At 47.8% G+C, this 16,414-nt stretch carries 17 protein-coding genes and 1 other RNA gene; 15 read left to right on the top strand and 3 right to left on the bottom strand.

The features are described from left to right. The first annotated feature begins 8 nt into the window (after positions 1-8). Positions 9-413: RNase P RNA component class A (gene rnpB / locus B9D94_RS20600), an RNA gene on the top strand. 211 nt (positions 414-624) lie between these two features. Beyond that, on the top strand, positions 625-900 hold the full coding sequence (locus tag B9D94_RS20595) for a hypothetical protein (protein WP_036644428.1): 276 nt from the start codon (positions 625-627) through the stop codon (positions 898-900). 82 nt (positions 901-982) lie between these two features. On the opposite strand, the gene B9D94_RS20590 is transcribed toward B9D94_RS20595, so the two are convergent. Beyond that, positions 983-2,908, bottom strand: a complete 1,926-nt coding sequence (locus tag B9D94_RS20590) for a S8 family peptidase (protein WP_148247873.1) — start codon at positions 2,906-2,908, stop codon at positions 983-985. Between the two features lie 256 nt (positions 2,909-3,164). On the opposite strand from B9D94_RS20590, the gene B9D94_RS20585 reads away from it, so the two are divergent. The 6 genes from B9D94_RS20585 to thiI all read left to right on the top strand — a co-directional run bounded on the left by B9D94_RS20585 (position 3,165) and on the right by thiI (position 7,868). Beyond that, positions 3,165-3,671 (top strand): YpuI family protein, encoded by a 507-nt coding sequence (locus B9D94_RS20585; protein ID WP_006209041.1) that lies wholly within the window; start codon positions 3,165-3,167, stop codon positions 3,669-3,671. A 138-nt stretch (positions 3,672-3,809) separates the two neighbouring features. Beyond that, complete coding sequence (locus tag B9D94_RS20580; protein ID WP_006209042.1) at positions 3,810-4,034, top strand: DUF1540 domain-containing protein; 225 nt, start codon at positions 3,810-3,812, stop codon at positions 4,032-4,034. A 73-nt stretch (positions 4,035-4,107) separates the two neighbouring features. Continuing rightward, complete coding sequence (locus tag B9D94_RS20575; protein WP_006209043.1) at positions 4,108-4,473, top strand: hypothetical protein; 366 nt, start codon at positions 4,108-4,110, stop codon at positions 4,471-4,473. Between the two features lie 140 nt (positions 4,474-4,613). Continuing rightward, positions 4,614-5,300, top strand: coding sequence for a lytic transglycosylase domain-containing protein (locus B9D94_RS20570; RefSeq protein WP_172964066.1), 687 nt, complete (start codon positions 4,614-4,616; stop codon positions 5,298-5,300). 172 nt (positions 5,301-5,472) lie between these two features. After that, the gene (locus B9D94_RS20565; protein ID WP_148247870.1) at positions 5,473-6,633 is read left to right on the top strand and encodes a cysteine desulfurase family protein; all 1,161 of its coding nucleotides are present in this window, start codon (positions 5,473-5,475) and stop codon (positions 6,631-6,633) included. Next, entirely contained in the window at positions 6,630-7,868 is a 1,239-nt protein-coding gene (gene thiI / locus B9D94_RS20560) for a tRNA uracil 4-sulfurtransferase ThiI (protein ID WP_036644423.1), read from the top strand. Before B9D94_RS20565 ends, thiI begins: the two co-directional genes overlap by 4 nt. A gap of 114 nt (positions 7,869-7,982) precedes the next feature. Here the strand turns inward: thiI and B9D94_RS20555 are convergent, their stop codons facing one another. Next, positions 7,983-8,675: a TerC family protein gene (locus B9D94_RS20555; RefSeq protein ID WP_063478954.1), complete on the bottom strand. Its 693-nt coding sequence runs from the start codon at positions 8,673-8,675 to the stop codon at positions 7,983-7,985. A gap of 128 nt (positions 8,676-8,803) precedes the next feature. On the opposite strand from B9D94_RS20555, the gene B9D94_RS20550 reads away from it, so the two are divergent. The 6 genes from B9D94_RS20550 to B9D94_RS20525 all read left to right on the top strand — a co-directional run bounded on the left by B9D94_RS20550 (position 8,804) and on the right by B9D94_RS20525 (position 14,176). Continuing rightward, positions 8,804-9,466, top strand: coding sequence for a TerC family protein (locus B9D94_RS20550; RefSeq protein ID WP_148247868.1), 663 nt, complete (start codon positions 8,804-8,806; stop codon positions 9,464-9,466). 250 nt (positions 9,467-9,716) lie between these two features. Beyond that, complete coding sequence (locus B9D94_RS20545) at positions 9,717-10,229, top strand: hypothetical protein (protein WP_036644418.1); 513 nt, start codon at positions 9,717-9,719, stop codon at positions 10,227-10,229. 152 nt (positions 10,230-10,381) lie between these two features. Next, positions 10,382-12,223: a translational GTPase TypA gene (gene typA / locus B9D94_RS20540; RefSeq protein ID WP_006209051.1), complete on the top strand. Its 1,842-nt coding sequence runs from the start codon at positions 10,382-10,384 to the stop codon at positions 12,221-12,223. Positions 12,224-12,261: 38 nt separating this feature from the next. After that, entirely contained in the window at positions 12,262-12,555 is a 294-nt protein-coding gene (locus B9D94_RS20535) for a YlaH-like family protein (protein WP_006209052.1), read from the top strand. A gap of 166 nt (positions 12,556-12,721) precedes the next feature. After that, the gene (locus B9D94_RS20530; RefSeq protein ID WP_036644416.1) at positions 12,722-13,819 is read left to right on the top strand and encodes an LCP family protein; all 1,098 of its coding nucleotides are present in this window, start codon (positions 12,722-12,724) and stop codon (positions 13,817-13,819) included. 75 nt (positions 13,820-13,894) lie between these two features. Then, positions 13,895-14,176 carry a hypothetical protein gene (locus B9D94_RS20525; protein ID WP_172963976.1) on the top strand — a complete coding sequence of 94 codons (282 nt, stop codon included), beginning with the start codon at positions 13,895-13,897 and terminating at the stop codon, positions 14,174-14,176. A gap of 105 nt (positions 14,177-14,281) precedes the next feature. Here B9D94_RS20525 and B9D94_RS20520 read toward each other — a convergent pair whose 3' ends face one another. Beyond that, positions 14,282-14,941 (bottom strand): YhcN/YlaJ family sporulation lipoprotein, encoded by a 660-nt coding sequence (locus B9D94_RS20520; RefSeq protein WP_006209055.1) that lies wholly within the window; start codon positions 14,939-14,941, stop codon positions 14,282-14,284. Positions 14,942-15,058: 117 nt separating this feature from the next. Here B9D94_RS20520 and B9D94_RS20515 point away from each other — a divergent pair, with 117 nt between their 5' ends. Then, positions 15,059-16,390, top strand: a complete 1,332-nt coding sequence (locus B9D94_RS20515; protein ID WP_006209056.1) for a PhoH family protein — start codon at positions 15,059-15,061, stop codon at positions 16,388-16,390. Positions 16,391-16,414: the final 24 nt, after the last annotated feature.

Here is a 16,414-nt window from a genome sequence, read left to right as displayed (position 1 = left end):
TTGTCCGGAAAGTTTGACAGACAATCGCTGGCGGTGCAAGCCGCGAGAGGAAAGTCCGGGCTCCATAGGGCAGGGTGCTGGATAACGTCCAGTCAGCGCGAGTTGAAGGATAGTGCCACAGAAATGGACCGCCGATGACCGCTTCATTGCGGCACAGGCAAGGATGGAACCGAGGTGTAAGAGACCCCGAGGAACGCTGGTGACTTCGTTCCTGGTAAACCCCACCTGGAGCAAGACCTAATGGGACGCAGTTTCCTTCGAGGAGACAGCCTTAGCCCGAGGCGCGTCCGGGTTGGTCGCTTGAGTCGATTAGTAATGATCGGCCTAGATAGATGATTGTCGCTTATGGTGGCAGGGTAGTTCCCGCTATGACCACGAAGAGCACAGAACCCGGCTTACGGAAAACTTTCCCAACTGAACAACGGTTTATTTATATCTAATCCGTAAAGGTACAAACGCGTATTTTCTTACCGCTCCGTGTTGAGGAGTGTAAAGAGAATGCGCGTTTTTTCTTGATTCCGCGAAAATTAAAGGGGATGAATTGCCTCTCAAGGACAATCGTCCATACCAAATAGCCCCTTGAATAATAAGCTATAAGCATCAACGGAAAGGAGTTGCAAAAATATGTCTTGTCATAACGAAAATCCATGTCCTGTGTCGCCGATTATGTGCGAACCGATTGTAGTTGTTAGAGACCACTTTATACCGCAAATCGTACCTGTTATTCATCCAATTAAAGTGGTGGATAAAGTACACTGTGTGCCGGTGGAGAAACATGTATACACGTACAGCGAGGAAGAGGTAGTAACAGGCCCTGGAGGCTACGGCGGCGTTACCGTATCCAGCAAGCGGTCGAAGAAAGCGGCTGTACGCACTAGCCGTTCCCGCCGCAAGAAATAATATCGGAAGCTACTGTTGAACGCATAGAGAAATAAAGCAGCCAACGCTTGATGGGCGGAAGCTGCTTTATTCTTTATATTTATTATCGGTTAGACCCGTTTAGTTTGCGCAGCTCGTGTTCCAGATTGCGTAACGCATGGCCTGGCCATAACTGCAGAGGAACTTCCGAGGTGCCAACGGCCTTCAGAGATTGGAAAATATCGATCTGACCATGACCATAATACTTATCCTTTCCCTTATCGCCAAGATCTACGGCTTGTTTGATCATAGCATCCATAACTTCTTGATTTGTCAGGTCCGGGTTAAGAGAACGGATGAGCCCTGCCATGGCAGCTGCATGAGGACTGGCCATTGAGGTTCCGGAAAGTGCGGCGTACTGATTGCCTGGAAACGTACTGGCGATATTGGTTCCGGGGGCCGATACATCAATGTAGTCGCCGTAGTTGGAGTATTCCGCCCTCTTTTGATTCGAGTCCGTCGCTGCGACAGCAAGCACCTCAGGATAGGCAGCAGGATAACCAGGGCGCTCTGTGTTGTCATTGCCCGAGGCGGCAACCAGGACAACATCACGGTCATAGGCGTATTTTACAGCATCGTGTAAGAATTGAGAGTCTGCATAGTTGCCAAGGCTCATATTTATGACTTTCGCTCCGTGATCTGTCGCCCAAATAATGCCCTCTGCTACAGCATAGGTTGTGCCGGAGCCCGAGCTGTCAAGCGCTTTGACCGGCATGATTTTATTGTACCAGCTAACCCCGGCGACCCCTTCACCGTTGTTCACCAGAGCGCCGATAATGCCTGCCACATGCGTTCCGTGTCCGACATCGTCCAGCGGCTGCTGGTCATTATCCACAATGTTGTAGCCTTCCACCAGCTGTCCATTCAAATCGGTATGCGTAAGATCGACTCCGGTGTCTATCACGGCGATGACAACATCCTCACTCCCTTTGGATAAATCCCAGCCGCGATTTGTCTCAATGACAGGCAAATTCCACTGATATTGGGAGAACAGCAGATCATTTGGAATATTGACCTGCGCATTTGCGCCATCCGGCAAGGCATCGGAGGACATCCGCGATTGAGGCAGACGGTCATTGGTTAAGTAAATATAGTGTGGCTCGGTATATTTGGTGTCCCAGTTCTTCTGGAAGTAGGCACGAAGATGTTGGTAGTCCATATTCTTGGACCGAAAAATATAAGCATAGCCAAGTTTCCTAGGGGTATCGCACGAAATCTCATTCCCGATGTGCTGAAGCTGCTGCTTTGTCGGTTCAGCCTGAAAAGACACAACGATTTCATTTTCGTAAAAATGGCTGGCCTTCTCATTATCATGACCGGTCTTGACGGTAATGTCAGAGAGTGTATCGGCATGAATGGATTCCACCCGGAATTTTCCTTCCTTCGGGTACGGGATCAAGCGCAGATTGCGCTTCTGGTGATTGCTGACCTCTTGAAGCACAGCCTGGTTAACCAAAGCGGCTGCACCATATTTTCCATCCTGGGATGGCTCCGCTACAACAAAATAAGGCTGCCCAGCAGCAGTAAATTTTGGTGAATCATACGCTTCGCCATGTTTGATTTTCTGCTGTGCCATCTGAAAATGGTGGGCAATCAGATCCTTATCCTTTTTACTCATCTTGGGAAGCTGACCTTGTATATCGGTCATTTTATTCTGCTTCAGGTTGTACCACCGAATTTGCTGAAAATGCTTGTGTGTTTTTTGCTCTTTCAGCGTATAGGCTTTAATCTGTCCGGCATTTCGTAAAGACTCGTTCTTCAGCATCTTGCTTAAGTGACCCCTTGCATCGAGCCGGTTTAATTTATCCGTAGCCTTGATGTCGCTTAACATGGTAAAGTTCTTGGCTTTATTCTCCTGCTGAGGCTGCAAAGGCTGTGATGGTTCGGCAGTTGGAGCCGGCTGCTTCGAACCCGGGGTGAACAGGGAGATCAGGAGCACGCCAAGAATAGACGCGGCACCGATGATGCTCCACATGGTACGTGACTTCACAAATTTTCCTCCTCACCGCATTACGTATTTTAATTAGTCTTAGCGTGGGGAGTGAGAATCTATTTTATGCGTTCTCGGGGCATTGTGAAATTTAGGGTTGAATGGGAAAAATGATTTGTACTAAAAATAACCTTGTAAGTGTATTCATGATAGGGATTTCGTTATCCCAAAATTTGTGTTAGGATAGTACATATTAAAACGACCGTCAGGCAAAATGACCTGTATGGTCACGACCATTTAAGGGGGATCTATCGTAATGCCAGCAGACAATCTTCAGAAATTGTGCTCCGAATCCAGAGAAAAGTTGAAATCTGCTATTTCGATTATGGAAACATTTTTGAATGAACATGCTTTATCTCAATTGGTAACAGAACAGGATGAGGAAACCGTTCATTTTTACAAAGGATTTCTGTCAGATGTTCGCCATTTGCTTGTGTTTTCAGAAGTTTCCTATGAGAAGCTTGGTGTTGTACAGCGTCGCCCTAATTTTGATATCGATTTTGCCGAGAAGGCTTTGTATAACTTGTATCACCGCTGCGTGAATAGTTTTTTCTATCCGAAAAACGAAAGTTATTCGGAAGATGGCCGGTATGCTTACACCGGACAGGATGCCATCCGTTTTCGGAAGAAGCCGGTTCGACCAGCACGTGACGTCATTATGAATATTACCAAAATTTATGAAGAGCTTCGCGATGATCTTGCCTACTACGAAAGTGATTATTTAACGGAGCGCCGTATGCAATCCGAGAAAAGTCACGCTTAATACAAACAAGGAAAGAACAAGAGGTGCCATACATTGGCATCTCTTTTTTGCGTGGTGACTCCTTAACACCAACTGACAATCATTCTTGTGCATACCAGCAGTTAACTCAGGAAAAAATGTTGACGAGGTGATGCTAAAATGGCCAACGAAGCCAAACCATTAGTTAAGTGCAGTGTAAGCAATTGCCATTACTGGGGAGAACAAAATTTATGTCACGCCGAGATGATTATGATCGAAATCGACCGTCATGCAAACGTAAAACTCAATGAGGAGTATGGAGCAGAGCCTTATGTGGACGATCATCAGGATGTTGCCGACAAGTCCTCAGAGACCTGCTGCCTTACCTTTAAGCCAAAGGGTTAAACGGAATGCCCGGAGTGCCGGATATTCTCCGGAAGCCGCTTATTAGAGATTGAAGGAAATGGAGGAGTTAGCAATGGATGATAAACACCGCGACAACAAGATAAAGATTGTGGATAGCAATCGGAACAGAGTGGACTTCCCTCGTAAAGATCACCGTGAGGAATACGCCGCTGAGGTTGCCCCGCCAATGGAAACGTCTGTGCGCAGCGTGGACGAGGATGATGCAACAGGCTTGTCTGCAGGCCGCACGGCAGGATATGTCGGCTTGGTAATGGGTATTGCCTCCCTGTTTATGTGGTCGGTGATTCTGGGCCCCATCGCAACGGTTGTTGGTTATTATGCTTATAGTAAAGGCAGCAAAACAACGGGGGCATGGTCAATGGGTCTTGGCATATTGGCAACGCTCAGTTATTTTATCCTGATTCCTTTCAGCAGATAGATCATTTTATATGGGCGGGTCATCCATCAAAAAGGGTGATCCGCAATTTTTTTGTCGAAGGGGTATAGCAGATTGTTCCAATTCCATGGTAAAATGAAAGGACAAGTTTGAAATTTTTGCGGGAGAAAGTGAGCCATATGATGCAGATCGATTCGATAACATGGAAGCAAATGACGGATGTACCACAGGTGAATACGAATTCCACCGGATCGGCAGCCGGTTTTGTGGATGTATTAAGCAGCCTGATTCAAGAAGAAGCCTCGTCCCAGCCGGTAGAGCGCTCCATTACGCAGCTTGCCCCTGGTGTTACCTTTAAGGATGGACTGCTGTGGCAGCAGCTTGGTGCCGTCCAGGAATCCAATTCGTATTATCCTGTAGAGGGAGCGCTGAATGACACGGGAGCGACCAAGCCCACGACATTTGAAGAATTAATTACATCAGCGGGGGAACGATATGGTGTGCCCGTATCACTGATCAAGGCGGTTATAGACGCAGAATCTTCTTTTGACCCCAATGCAGTATCATCTGCAGGAGCAAAGGGATTGATGCAGCTCATGGATGGGACGGCAAGGGGACTTGGGGTCAGCAACCCATTTGATCCGGCTCAGAATATTGAAGGTGGCACCAAATATTTATCCAGTCTGATTCAGCGGTTCGGCGGGGAATTGGCGATGGTGCTTGCAGCCTACAATGCAGGTCCGACACGAGTTGCAGGTTTGGGCGCATCCAGTGATGAGGAGCTTATGTCGATGGTACATATGTTACCTGAGGAAACCCAGGCTTATATTGGCAAAGTAATGAATGCACAGTCGAAATACAGTTTATAACCCCGCTTCGGGATGAATAGTAAACCTGATAGAGGATCAAACGATAAGCATGACTTTGTCCGATTGAGATGGAGTGCGGCTTTACCGTTTGGTCTTTTTGTGTAAATATAAAGGTCTGGAATGATATGATTTACAACATGCGATGGCGTAAGAATGGAAAGGGGAAATAACCTTGATATATTGGGATCACGCTGCAACGACCCCTCCTTTTGATGAAGTGGTGGATACGATGTCCGAAGTGATGAAGAAACATTACGCGAACCCGTCTGCTCTTCACCGCTCAGGGGAGGCAGCCGCTAAACTTCTGAGAAGGGCAAGGGAGGTCTGCGCAGCATCACTTGATGTTCTGCCATCAGAGCTCGTATTTACGTCTGGTGCAACGGAAGGCAATAACATGGCTATTAAAGGGTCCGCGATGCAGTACAGCAGCCGGGGGCGCCATATCATCACAACGGGAACAGAGCATCCTTCGGTTTATGAATGCTGCAAACAGCTGGAATCGCTTGGCTGGGAAGTAACCTATCTTCCAGTCGATGCTGCTGGTGTGATTGATCTTGATGTCTTGAAGGAAGCTGTTCGTAAAGATACCGTACTTGTCAGCATCATGCATGTGAATAATGAGTCTGGCGCCATCCAGCCACTGGCTGATATTGGCCGGATCGTGAAGGAAGTGAATTCGCGCACACTCTTTCATGTCGATGGCGTGCAGGGATTTGGCAAGCTGCCCGTAACCATCTCCGAGTGGCAAGCGGATTTGTACAGCATGTCCGCCCACAAATTCAACGGTCCAAGAGGGATGGGTGTCCTGTACGTTAAGCAAGGGGTTCAGCTCTTTCCGTTGATATCTGGTGGATCGCAGGAAAATGGACTGCGGGCAGGAACGGAGAATGTCGCAGGTGCGGTTGCCATGTCGAAGGCCATGCGGCTATCCCAAGAGAGACAACCTGAGCTCTACGCCCGGATGATGGAACTGAGGGAGCTTCTGTTCCAGGGTATACGCAAAATACCCGGTTTGGTGTTAAACAGCAATGAGTTGGATGCGCCGCATATTATTCATTTTTCCTATCCGGGTCTAAGACCGGAGGTGATGGTTCATGCCCTGGAAGAGATGGGAATGCTTATATCAACCAAATCCGCCTGTTCTTCCAAATTAAGCGAGCCCAGTCGGGTCTTGCTTGCTATGGGTAAAAGCATGGAGGTAGCTTCTTCCGGAATCCGCATCAGTCTCGGTAAAGAGCATCAGCTCGGCGATGCGGCTCGATTCGTGGAGGTTTTGGCTAATGCGTGCAGTAAACTGCGTCCCATTATAGAAAGAGAGGTTAACCGAAGATGACCTATGATATGCTGCTGCTTCGCTTTGGCGAATTTACCCTAAAAGGCAAAAACCGCAACCGATTCGAGAAATCGGTGTTAAATCATATCCGAAACGTGCTTAAACCGTATCCAGGAGCCAAAATTTTGAAGGAATACGGTCGTTTGTATATTGAGCTGAACGGAGAACCTCCCGAGATTCTGATCCATGCCCTCAAGAAGGTGTTTGGGCTTGTTTCGATCAGCCCTGTTCGTGTATGTCCATCCGAGCTTGACCCCATTATTGCTACAGCAGTTGAGTTTGTGGGGCAGAAGGAATTAACCGATACGACAACCTTCAAGGTCAATGCCAGAAGAGTATGGAAGCAGTTCCCCCATTCCTCACAAGAGATGAATCATCTGGTCGGTTCCCCTCTGCTGCGCACCTATCCTCAGCTTAAAGTAAAGGTGAAGAAGCCGGATATTGAGCTGCGCGTGGAAATTCGTGAGAATGAGACGTACCTCTATTATGAAGTCATTCCAGGGGCAGGCGGGTATCCGCTCGGCACAAACGGCAAGGCCATGCTGCTCCTCTCTGGTGGGATTGACAGTCCTGTAGCCGGTTGGTCGGCCATGCGCAGGGGCCTCGAAATTGAATGCGTTCATTTCTACAGCTTCCCTTACACGAGCCAGCTGGCCAAGGAAAAAGTAATGGAATTGACAAGACTGTTATCCGGTTATACCGGCAAAATCAAGCTACATCTCGTACCATTCACCGATGTGCAAACTTCTTTTGTCGGCATTGGGCAGGATAATCTGATTATTACCTTCATGCGCAGGGCGATGCTTCGTATTGCTTCCTCGCTCGCTGAGCGTGAAGGGGCCTTGGCCATTGTAACCGGGGACAGTCTCGGACAAGTAGCCAGTCAGACACTGCCCAGCATGAATGTCATTGGCAGAGCAACCGAATTGCCTCTGCTTCGGCCGCTTGTCATGATGGATAAGAATGATATCATTAATATCGCAATGGACATCGGTACGTTTGAGACGTCGATTTTACCGTATGAGGACTGCTGCACGTTATTTGTGCCTAAATCTCCAACTACGAATCCGAACCTGAACATTATCGAGAAAGTGGAGGCCTCGTTAACTCGGCTCCCTGCTCTGCTTCAGGCTGCGGTTGAAGGCACGGAGACTGTCATCATTACGCCTGACAGCAAGATCGGTACGATGGCTGAGAAGAATGAAGAGTTCACAGTAAACGAAGACTGGTTCTAGATTTTATCCAGGATCAGGTTATAATTCGTATATAAACGCAGATGAAACAAAAGTTGAAAAACACCCCAAGGCTGATCCCCTGGGGTGTTTTTGTTCGTACAGTAGAGTATTCGATTAGGAGAGGGTGGAGGACTGACGCCGCTGCACAGATCGTTTCTTCAGATGCCCTGCCGTCAGTACGCCCACGATTATGGCCGCAATGAACAGGTATTTAATGATCAGATGTCCTTCAAAGTAGCTGAGGAAATGCTTCTCATCGGTAATCATGGAGGATGCCGTGAATGCAAGTACAGCAGAGCCTACATAAATGATCCAAGGGAACCGGTTGATCAATTTGATAAACAAGGTACTGCCCCACACCACGATGGGAACGCTGATGAGAAGACCCACGGTAACAAGAATCATATTGTGCTTGGCTGCTCCTGCAACAGCAATTACGTTGTCCAGCCCCATGGCGGCATCGGCAATAATAATGGTGCGAATCGCAGCTCCAAGGCTTTTGCCTGCTTTTATATTGTCGTGATCATTGTTGTCGTCCGTCATCAGTTTGTAGGCAATCCCGATCAGGAGTACGCCTCCAACGAGCAGAAGCCAAGGGATATTGAGCAGCCATACAACAAGAATGGTGGCTATGATACGAAGAATAACCGCTCCGGCCGTACCGTAGATGATTGCTTTTTTCTGGGTTTCCTTCGGGAGGTTGCGTGCCGCAAGGCCGATCACAATGGCATTGTCTCCGGCTAAGATCAAATCCAGAAACACAATGTTGATTAGTGCGAGAAAAAATTCAGCGGTTGTGGTTTCCATGAATGTCACTCCTCTTAAAATACGGTTCCACAATAAACAAAGTGGATTTATTATAGGCCTATTTTTCCCGATGTGCAAGCATAGCTTGGACAATTACCACATATGTGTAGAGTGGGGGTGTTGTTCTTGTGGAGACGATTGTTTTGTTGGGACAGATATTGCTGATTAACCTTGTACTCAGTGGTGATAACGCCCTGGTCATAGCGATGGCCAGCAGGGACCTTCCTGAATTGCACCGCAAACGGGCGGTCTGGATCGGAACGGGCGCAGCGGTTCTTCTGAGGTGCATTCTGACTTTTGCTGCGGTTCTGCTGCTCAAAATCCCGTTTTTGCAAGCTGGCGGTGCACTGCTCCTGATCTGGATCGCCATAAAACTAATGACACAAAAAGAGCATGAGGATGTTGCCATGTCCCGTTCCTTGACGATATGGGCAGCGGTCAATACCATTCTGGTTGCTGATTTTGTGATGAGCCTGGACAATGTGCTGGCTATTGCGGGCCTGGCAAATGGTGACCTTGCCCTGATTGTCATCGGCATCCTGTTAAGCATTCCCATTGTTGTATGGGGAAGCGGGCTGATCTCTAAGCTGCTTCATCATTTCCCCGTGCTGCTCTACATAGGAGCCGGTATTCTAGCATTTACGGCAGGCGAAATGCTCATACAAGACTCGCGCGTCGGTCTGCTTCTGGCTTCTTGGATGCCGTATGCCCATAACGTGCTGCCAATCGTCATTGCAGGGGCTGTCGTTCTGATTGGAGGACTGCAGACGATAAGGCGGCCGGGGACATAATCCGGTTCATAACATATGGAACGGGTGAGACTCCGGTAATAAAATAGGAAGCTGGAAACAAAAGGATGGACTGCATCGGCAGCCATCTTTTTTTGTTTGCTTAAGGCATATGCTGCAGGGCGATGCTATTTTTGAGTGGAACAAACTCAAGATATGGTTTTTTTTGTCGGTTTGGGCTAAAATTAACGTAACCACTTATTTTATAAACCGCTATTTTGGGTGATACATATAATGAGGAGAGGGTGATCAAATGTCCTCCAGAAAAGATTTGGCGCTGGGTATATTCATCGTTGTCGCTGGAGTCGTTATTTTGCTCGGCAAGCTGGGTGTGTTTGGATTTTTAGGCAGAACATTATGGCCGCTGGTTCTGCTGCTGCCGGGTATTTTTCTGCATATCATGTTTTTTGGTCGCCGTGCCTCTGCCGCCATCCTCATACCGGGCGGTATTCTAACGGTTTACGGGATCCTGTTCTTCATATGCAATATTGGAGGATGGGGACTGATGGCTTCATTATGGCCTGTGTTGATTCTTGGCGTTGCCGTTGGCCTGTATGAGTATTATCTGTATGAGACTCCGCGTCCCGGTGCTGCACTGCCTGTTGCGCTTGGACTTACGCTGCTCTCCATTCTGATTTTTATATTCACCTGGCTAGAGACCGGGGGATTCTATCTTATTGCCCTGATCTTAATTGCTGCAGGCATTTGGATGATCCTCGGCCGTAATCGCTCTAGACGGAATAATAAATGGAGCAGAGGTTGGTAATTGGTAAGAGATAAATGTTACTGGAAGTTTTCTGAAAAGACTTGATTTTCCCGCTCGTTTACCTATATTATAGGAAGTATGTTGAAGCGTCGGTATGTCGTCCGGCGCTTTCTTTGTGGCTCATTCGAATAGAAGGGATTTGAGATATATTTATGCAATCAAGAGATCAGATTCGCAACATTGCCATTATTGCTCACGTTGACCATGGCAAAACAACACTTGTAGACCAACTGCTGCAGCAGTCCGGTATTTTTCGGGAGCATGAGACGCTGCAGGAGCGCGCGATGGACTCCAATGATTTGGAGCGCGAACGCGGAATTACCATTCTAGCCAAAAATACGGCTATTACGTATAAAGATTTCTTGATTAACATTGTGGATACACCTGGACACGCCGATTTCGGCGGTGAAGTAGAGCGTATTATGAAAATGGTCGACGGCGTTCTGCTCGTGGTTGACGCTTATGAGGGCTGTATGCCTCAGACCAAGTTTGTATTAGGCAAAGCGCTTGCACATAACTTGACGCCAATCGTTGTAGTTAACAAAATCGACCGCCCAGCGGCTCGCCCGGCTGAAGTTATTGATGAAGTCCTGGACCTGTTCATCGAGCTTGGAGCGAACGACGACCAATTGGACTTCCCTGTTGTATATGCATCAGCCTTGAACGGTACTTCAAGTTTGGATGCCGATAAGCAGGATGATAACATGCTTGCTCTTTACGAAACCATTATTGACCATATTCCTTCCCCTACCGAAAAAGTGGACGAGCCTCTTCAGTTCCTCGTAACCTTGATGGATTACAATGAATATCTTGGCCGTATCGCCGTTGGTCGTGTGAACCGCGGGATTATTAAGCAAGGTCAGCCGGTAACCGTTATGCTTCGCGACGGTTCCACCAAGAATGCCCGTATCGAGAAACTGTTCGGTTTCCAAGGACTGAAGCGGATTGAAGTTGCTGAAGCAGGAGCAGGAGACATTGTGGCGATCGCGGGAATTAAAGATATTAATATCGGAGAAACCATTGCCGATCCCCAACATCCCGAGGCACTTCCAGTTCTTAAAATTGACGAACCTACTCTGCAAATGACGTTCCTTGTAAACAACAGTCCTTTTGCCGGACGCGAGGGTAAATGGGTAACATCCCGTAAACTGCGCGACCGTCTCTTCAAAGAGCTGGAAACAGACGTAAGTTTGAGAGTGGATGAAACCGACAGTCCGGATGCGTACATCGTTTCAGGTCGCGGTGAGCTTCACCTCGGTATTCTGATTGAGAATATGCGTCGCGAAGGCTACGAGCTTCAAGTATCCAAGCCTGAGGTTATCGTCAGAGAAATCGACGGTGCCAAAATGGAGCCGATCGAACGTCTGATGATCGACGTGCCTGAAGAAAGCACAGGTGCTGTAATGGAGAGCCTCGGTGCTCGTAAGGCCGAGATGGTGAACATGGTGAACAACGGCAACGGACAAGTGCGTCTGGAGTTCCTGATTCCGGCCCGCGGCCTTATCGGTTACCGTACACACTTCTTGACGCTGACTCGCGGTTACGGCATCATGAACCACGCATTCGACAGCTATGGACCGCTTATCGGCGGCCAAGTCGGCGGACGTCACCAAGGCGTTCTGGTTTCTACGGAGAACGGCTCTACAACGTTCTACGGGATGATGTCGGTTGAGGATCGCGGAACCCTGTTCCTGGAGCCGGGTACTGAAATTTATGAGGGCATGATCGTCGGGGAACATACCCGCGATAACGATATCGTTGTAAACATCTGTAAAGAGAAGCAATTGACCAACGTTCGTTCGGCAACTAAGGATGATACTGTTAAATTGAAAACACCGGTCATCTTCTCATTGGAACAGGCTCTGGAGTACTTGAATGATGACGAGTACTGCGAGATTACACCGAAGTCCGTTCGTCTTCGCAAGAAGATCCTGAACAAGAGTGAGCGCGAGCGTGCAGAAAAACATCGTAAAATGGCGCAAGCAAATCTATAATAGATAGAGATCTACTTGTCTAAAGGAGTGAACCTATCATGCAAGAATGGTTTGCCTCGCACCCGCTCATCTCCTATATTGTCATTTTTGTGCTGATCACCTACGTTTACAACAAGGTATTCCGTGTAAAGCAGAAGCTTCCTTTATTAAAGGAAATTCTGCTGTATATCTTGATGGCCTTGGGTTCGGCGATACTGCTTGTGTTTCAGATCGACAAGCTGCCGATTATCCAATGTTTGTTAGTAGCTGTGGCATTGATGCTGATGGTGCGTATTCGTTACTTTGTCGAAGATCGTCAGAAGAAGAAGTCCCAGGCTGAGCCTAAGTCTTAGGCCTTGTAGAAATTTAGCAGCTATGGCAACAAGTATACGGCAACTTTTTGTCAGTCCCCATCGTTTATAAGAGAGAGAAGTCAACAACCATGGTCCGGTAAATGCTTCGATATTTGAAGCGTTTATCGGACATTCATCTAATTTGAATGAAATCAGGTGTTATGATATGAATTCTAATCATACCAATCTCCCTCCGAGAGCCAAAAGTGGGGGGAAGGGCAAGAAACAGCCAGTGCCAAAAAAGAAAAAAAGTCCATGGAAATCATTTTTTAAATTTGTTCTTATCGTACTGTTAATCGCAGTCTTGGCAGCAGCAGGTTATGCCGGATACCTGTTCGTCAAGGGGAATCAGGTTATTGAAAAAAGCGGGATCGACAAGCCTGTAGCACCTGGACAATCCGCAAAAGAAAAGCCGCTCACCGTGCTTCTCTTGGGTACGGATCATCGGCCGGAGACCGGAACTTATTTGACGGATGTAGTAATGGTGGCCACAATGCATCCGGAAACCAATTCGTCAACGCTGGTATCACTCCCTCGGGATACGCTGATTGAACTTGAAGGATATAAGTCATCCAAACTCAACGCTTATTATCCAAGGTTTAAAGCGGCATACAATGCAGCTGAGAAGAAGGAGCCGGGCAGCGGTATTCCGGCTGAAGAAGAAATGAAAGTGATGATGAGTAAATATCTTGGCGTTAATATCGACTATGTGACAGTTATCGATTTTCAGGGCTTCCGTGATGTTGTGGATACGTTCGGCGGTGTAGACGTTAACGTCCAATACAATATGTGCCATCGGGATTCGGTGGATGGAACTGATATTAACCTGACGGTGGGTCCGCAGAAGCTTGATGGCAAGAAGGCGCTAGATTATGTACGTTACCGCAAATCTATGAACTGTAGTCCGAAGACCAAGGAATCCAACGACTTTGATCGCAACGCTCGTCAAAGCGAGGTGCTGCATTCCCTGCTCGACAGGATGAAATCGTTCGGTGGCGTTACGAAGGTTGGCAATGCGCTAGATGCGGTTAGTGACAATATGACCACCGATTTCGAGCAGCAGCAGATCCGAGATTTGCTTATGACTTATTATGATATTGGAAAAGAAGATGTTAAATTTATGCCAATAACCGGTGAGTGGAGAAGTCCTAACGTCTACATTAATAACGATGAACTGGACGCAGCAAGACAAGCACTGCAAGACGAACTTGCTGGCAAACACAATGCACAGGGGACAGAAGCGGATTCTAAAGCAACTCCGTGACAATTGAAGGCAAGTTTTATCGTATGGTATAATACAATGTATCAGATGGAGATCATTGTACAGGAGGCCGAAGGAATGCCCTACCTCATGATGCATACGACACACCCATTCATCCACCAGAATCGGCAGACTGATGAGGATGCCCATGCGTTTGTGCGGGCAGAATCCATCCGCAGATGGGAAGCATGCAGATGCCGTCCTTCTGATTCCATGTCCCAGATGACAGGTTCATTCGGCATGGATGTCAAATTTATACCAAATTCGGCACAGCACTCCGAATACGATACGGGTCATGTCTCCGATGCAGCAGCATTGCTGGTTCGAGGCGTTGTTATGACCATGAAAAAAGCCCAGTGAGCATTCACTGGGCTTTTTTGTATGAAATTTGGAGACGCTTGACGGACAAACTCGGCTTATGACGGATGAACCACCAATCCAAAGACGATTCATCGTCAGACACTGCTATTTCTTGTGCTGATGTTTGGCTGGCGCATGGTGGTTATTCGGTTTTACCGTCTGAGCTCCGACATCCTCGGCACTACCGTCTCTTGGCGTTACATCTTTAGGCAGCTGAGGGATGATGCGGCCTACGATGTCTGCAAGCTCGCTAGCAACGCCTGAGACTGGATGACCTTGCTGGATATGGCGGCCAAGTTCAGCTATGCGATTCGAAACGTCCAGATCAGCGGTAACAAGTGCGTTGGCACCTGCTGGATCCTTTTGAAGGGCTTCAGCGACTGTGTATTTGATGCTTCCGACTTCTGCACGATCTAAATCTCCATCTACATTAAGACCAACAACAGCGGTTTTACCCATGACTACACAGTTTGCGTTTTTCACGCCGGGCACACTTTCAGCAAGTGATTTCAGGTGATTTGCGGTAGTGGTATCAACTTTCCCGTTGTTGTCATTCACGTTGCCGACTCGCCCAGAATTGGTGTTATCCGGAGTTGTACCGTCTACATTGTTAGTGGTATAACCTCTGTTCCCATTCATGTTGTTAACATTGTTCACTGTGGTTCCATTGGTTTTATTACGAGGAGAGGGTGATGCATTGTGATTTGGTGTCCCGCAGCCTGCGAGCAAAAACACCGTTAGCATGATGGATAGAGCAGCTCTCATGGATTGATCTGTCCTTTCGTAGTAGAGTTCACTAAATTACTCCAGTCGCTAAGCTTATTATGTCCGGGACGGAAAGGTTTATGTGTGTACCTGATGAAGAAGCAGTGGAGGGATAAGATGAAAAAAATATTTGTGCTGGATACGAACGTACTGCTGCATGATCCTCAATCGATCTATGCATTCGAGGAGCATGAAGTCATCATTCCTGCGGTGGTTCTTGAAGAGATTGACTCCAAAAAGCGAAATGCCGATGAGATTGGCCGTAATGCCAGAACAGTCTCCCGTTTGCTTGACGGGTTAAGAGAACAGGGGCACCTGCATGATGGGGTTCACCTGGAGAATGGCGGGACATTGAAGGTTGAGCTGAATCATCGGAGCTTTGTCAAGGTACAGGAGTTATTTAGCGAGGCATCCAACGACAACCGCATTCTGGCTGTCGCGTTGAATTATAAATTGGAGGAGGATCCAAAGGACACTGGAAGACCTGTCGTGCTGGTCAGTAAGGATGTGCTCGTTCGAATCAAGGCGGATGTGCTCGGATTAACGACACAGGATTATTTATCAGACCGGACGGCAGATCCAAGTGAATTGTATTCCGGATTCTCCACATTAAAGGTGCATCCTTCGGTCATCGATGAATTTTACAGCTACCGTTATCTGCCTATTAAACCTCTTCAATTGTCCTACCCGCTGTACCCGCATGAATTTGTTATCCTGAAGGACGAGATGGGTTCAGGGAAGTCTGCGCTGCTTCATGTAAATGAAGACGCAACAAGATTGGAGCCCCTTCATCTAAGCAACGAACCTGTATGGGGCATCAGCGCACGAAATGCCCAGCAGCGCATGGCGATTGAATTGCTTCTGAATGACGACATTCCACTTGTCACCATAACGGGGAAAGCCGGAACGGGCAAAACGCTGTTGGCATTGGCAGCGGGTCTGTCCAAGGTCGAGGATGAACATAAATACAAGAAACTTCTGATCGCACGCCCGGTCGTCCCAATGGGAAAGGATATCGGTTATTTGCCTGGTGAGAAGGACGAGAAATTAAGACCTTGGATGCAGCCGATATATGACAATCTCGAGTACCTGTTCGATACAAAAAAATCGGGAGATATCGACAAAATACTGATGGGGCTGGGCAGCATCCAGGTGGAGGCATTAACTTATATCAGGGGCCGCTCGATTCCGGGTCAATTCATCATTGTGGATGAGGCCCAGAACTTGTCCCGCCATGAGGTCAAAACGATTGTCTCCCGTGCTGGAGAAGGGAGCAAGGTCATCCTGATGGGGGATCCGGAACAGATTGATCACCCATATCTGGATGCCGTGAGCAATGGCCTGACTTATGTGGTAGAACGTTTCAAACAAGAGAGTTTAAGCGGTCATATTACGCTGACAAAAGGGGAACGTTCCAAGCTGGCGCAGCTGGCAGCGGATCTGTTGTAATCCTTATATTTCCCGAGAAATGAT

The organism is Paenibacillus sp. Cedars (assembly GCF_003184205.1).
GTDB lineage: Bacteria > Bacillota > Bacilli > Paenibacillales > Paenibacillaceae > Paenibacillus_AQ > Paenibacillus_AQ glucanolyticus.
The sequence above is the reverse complement of the archived record's forward strand: the minus strand, read 5'-3'. Positions and strand labels throughout refer to the sequence as shown.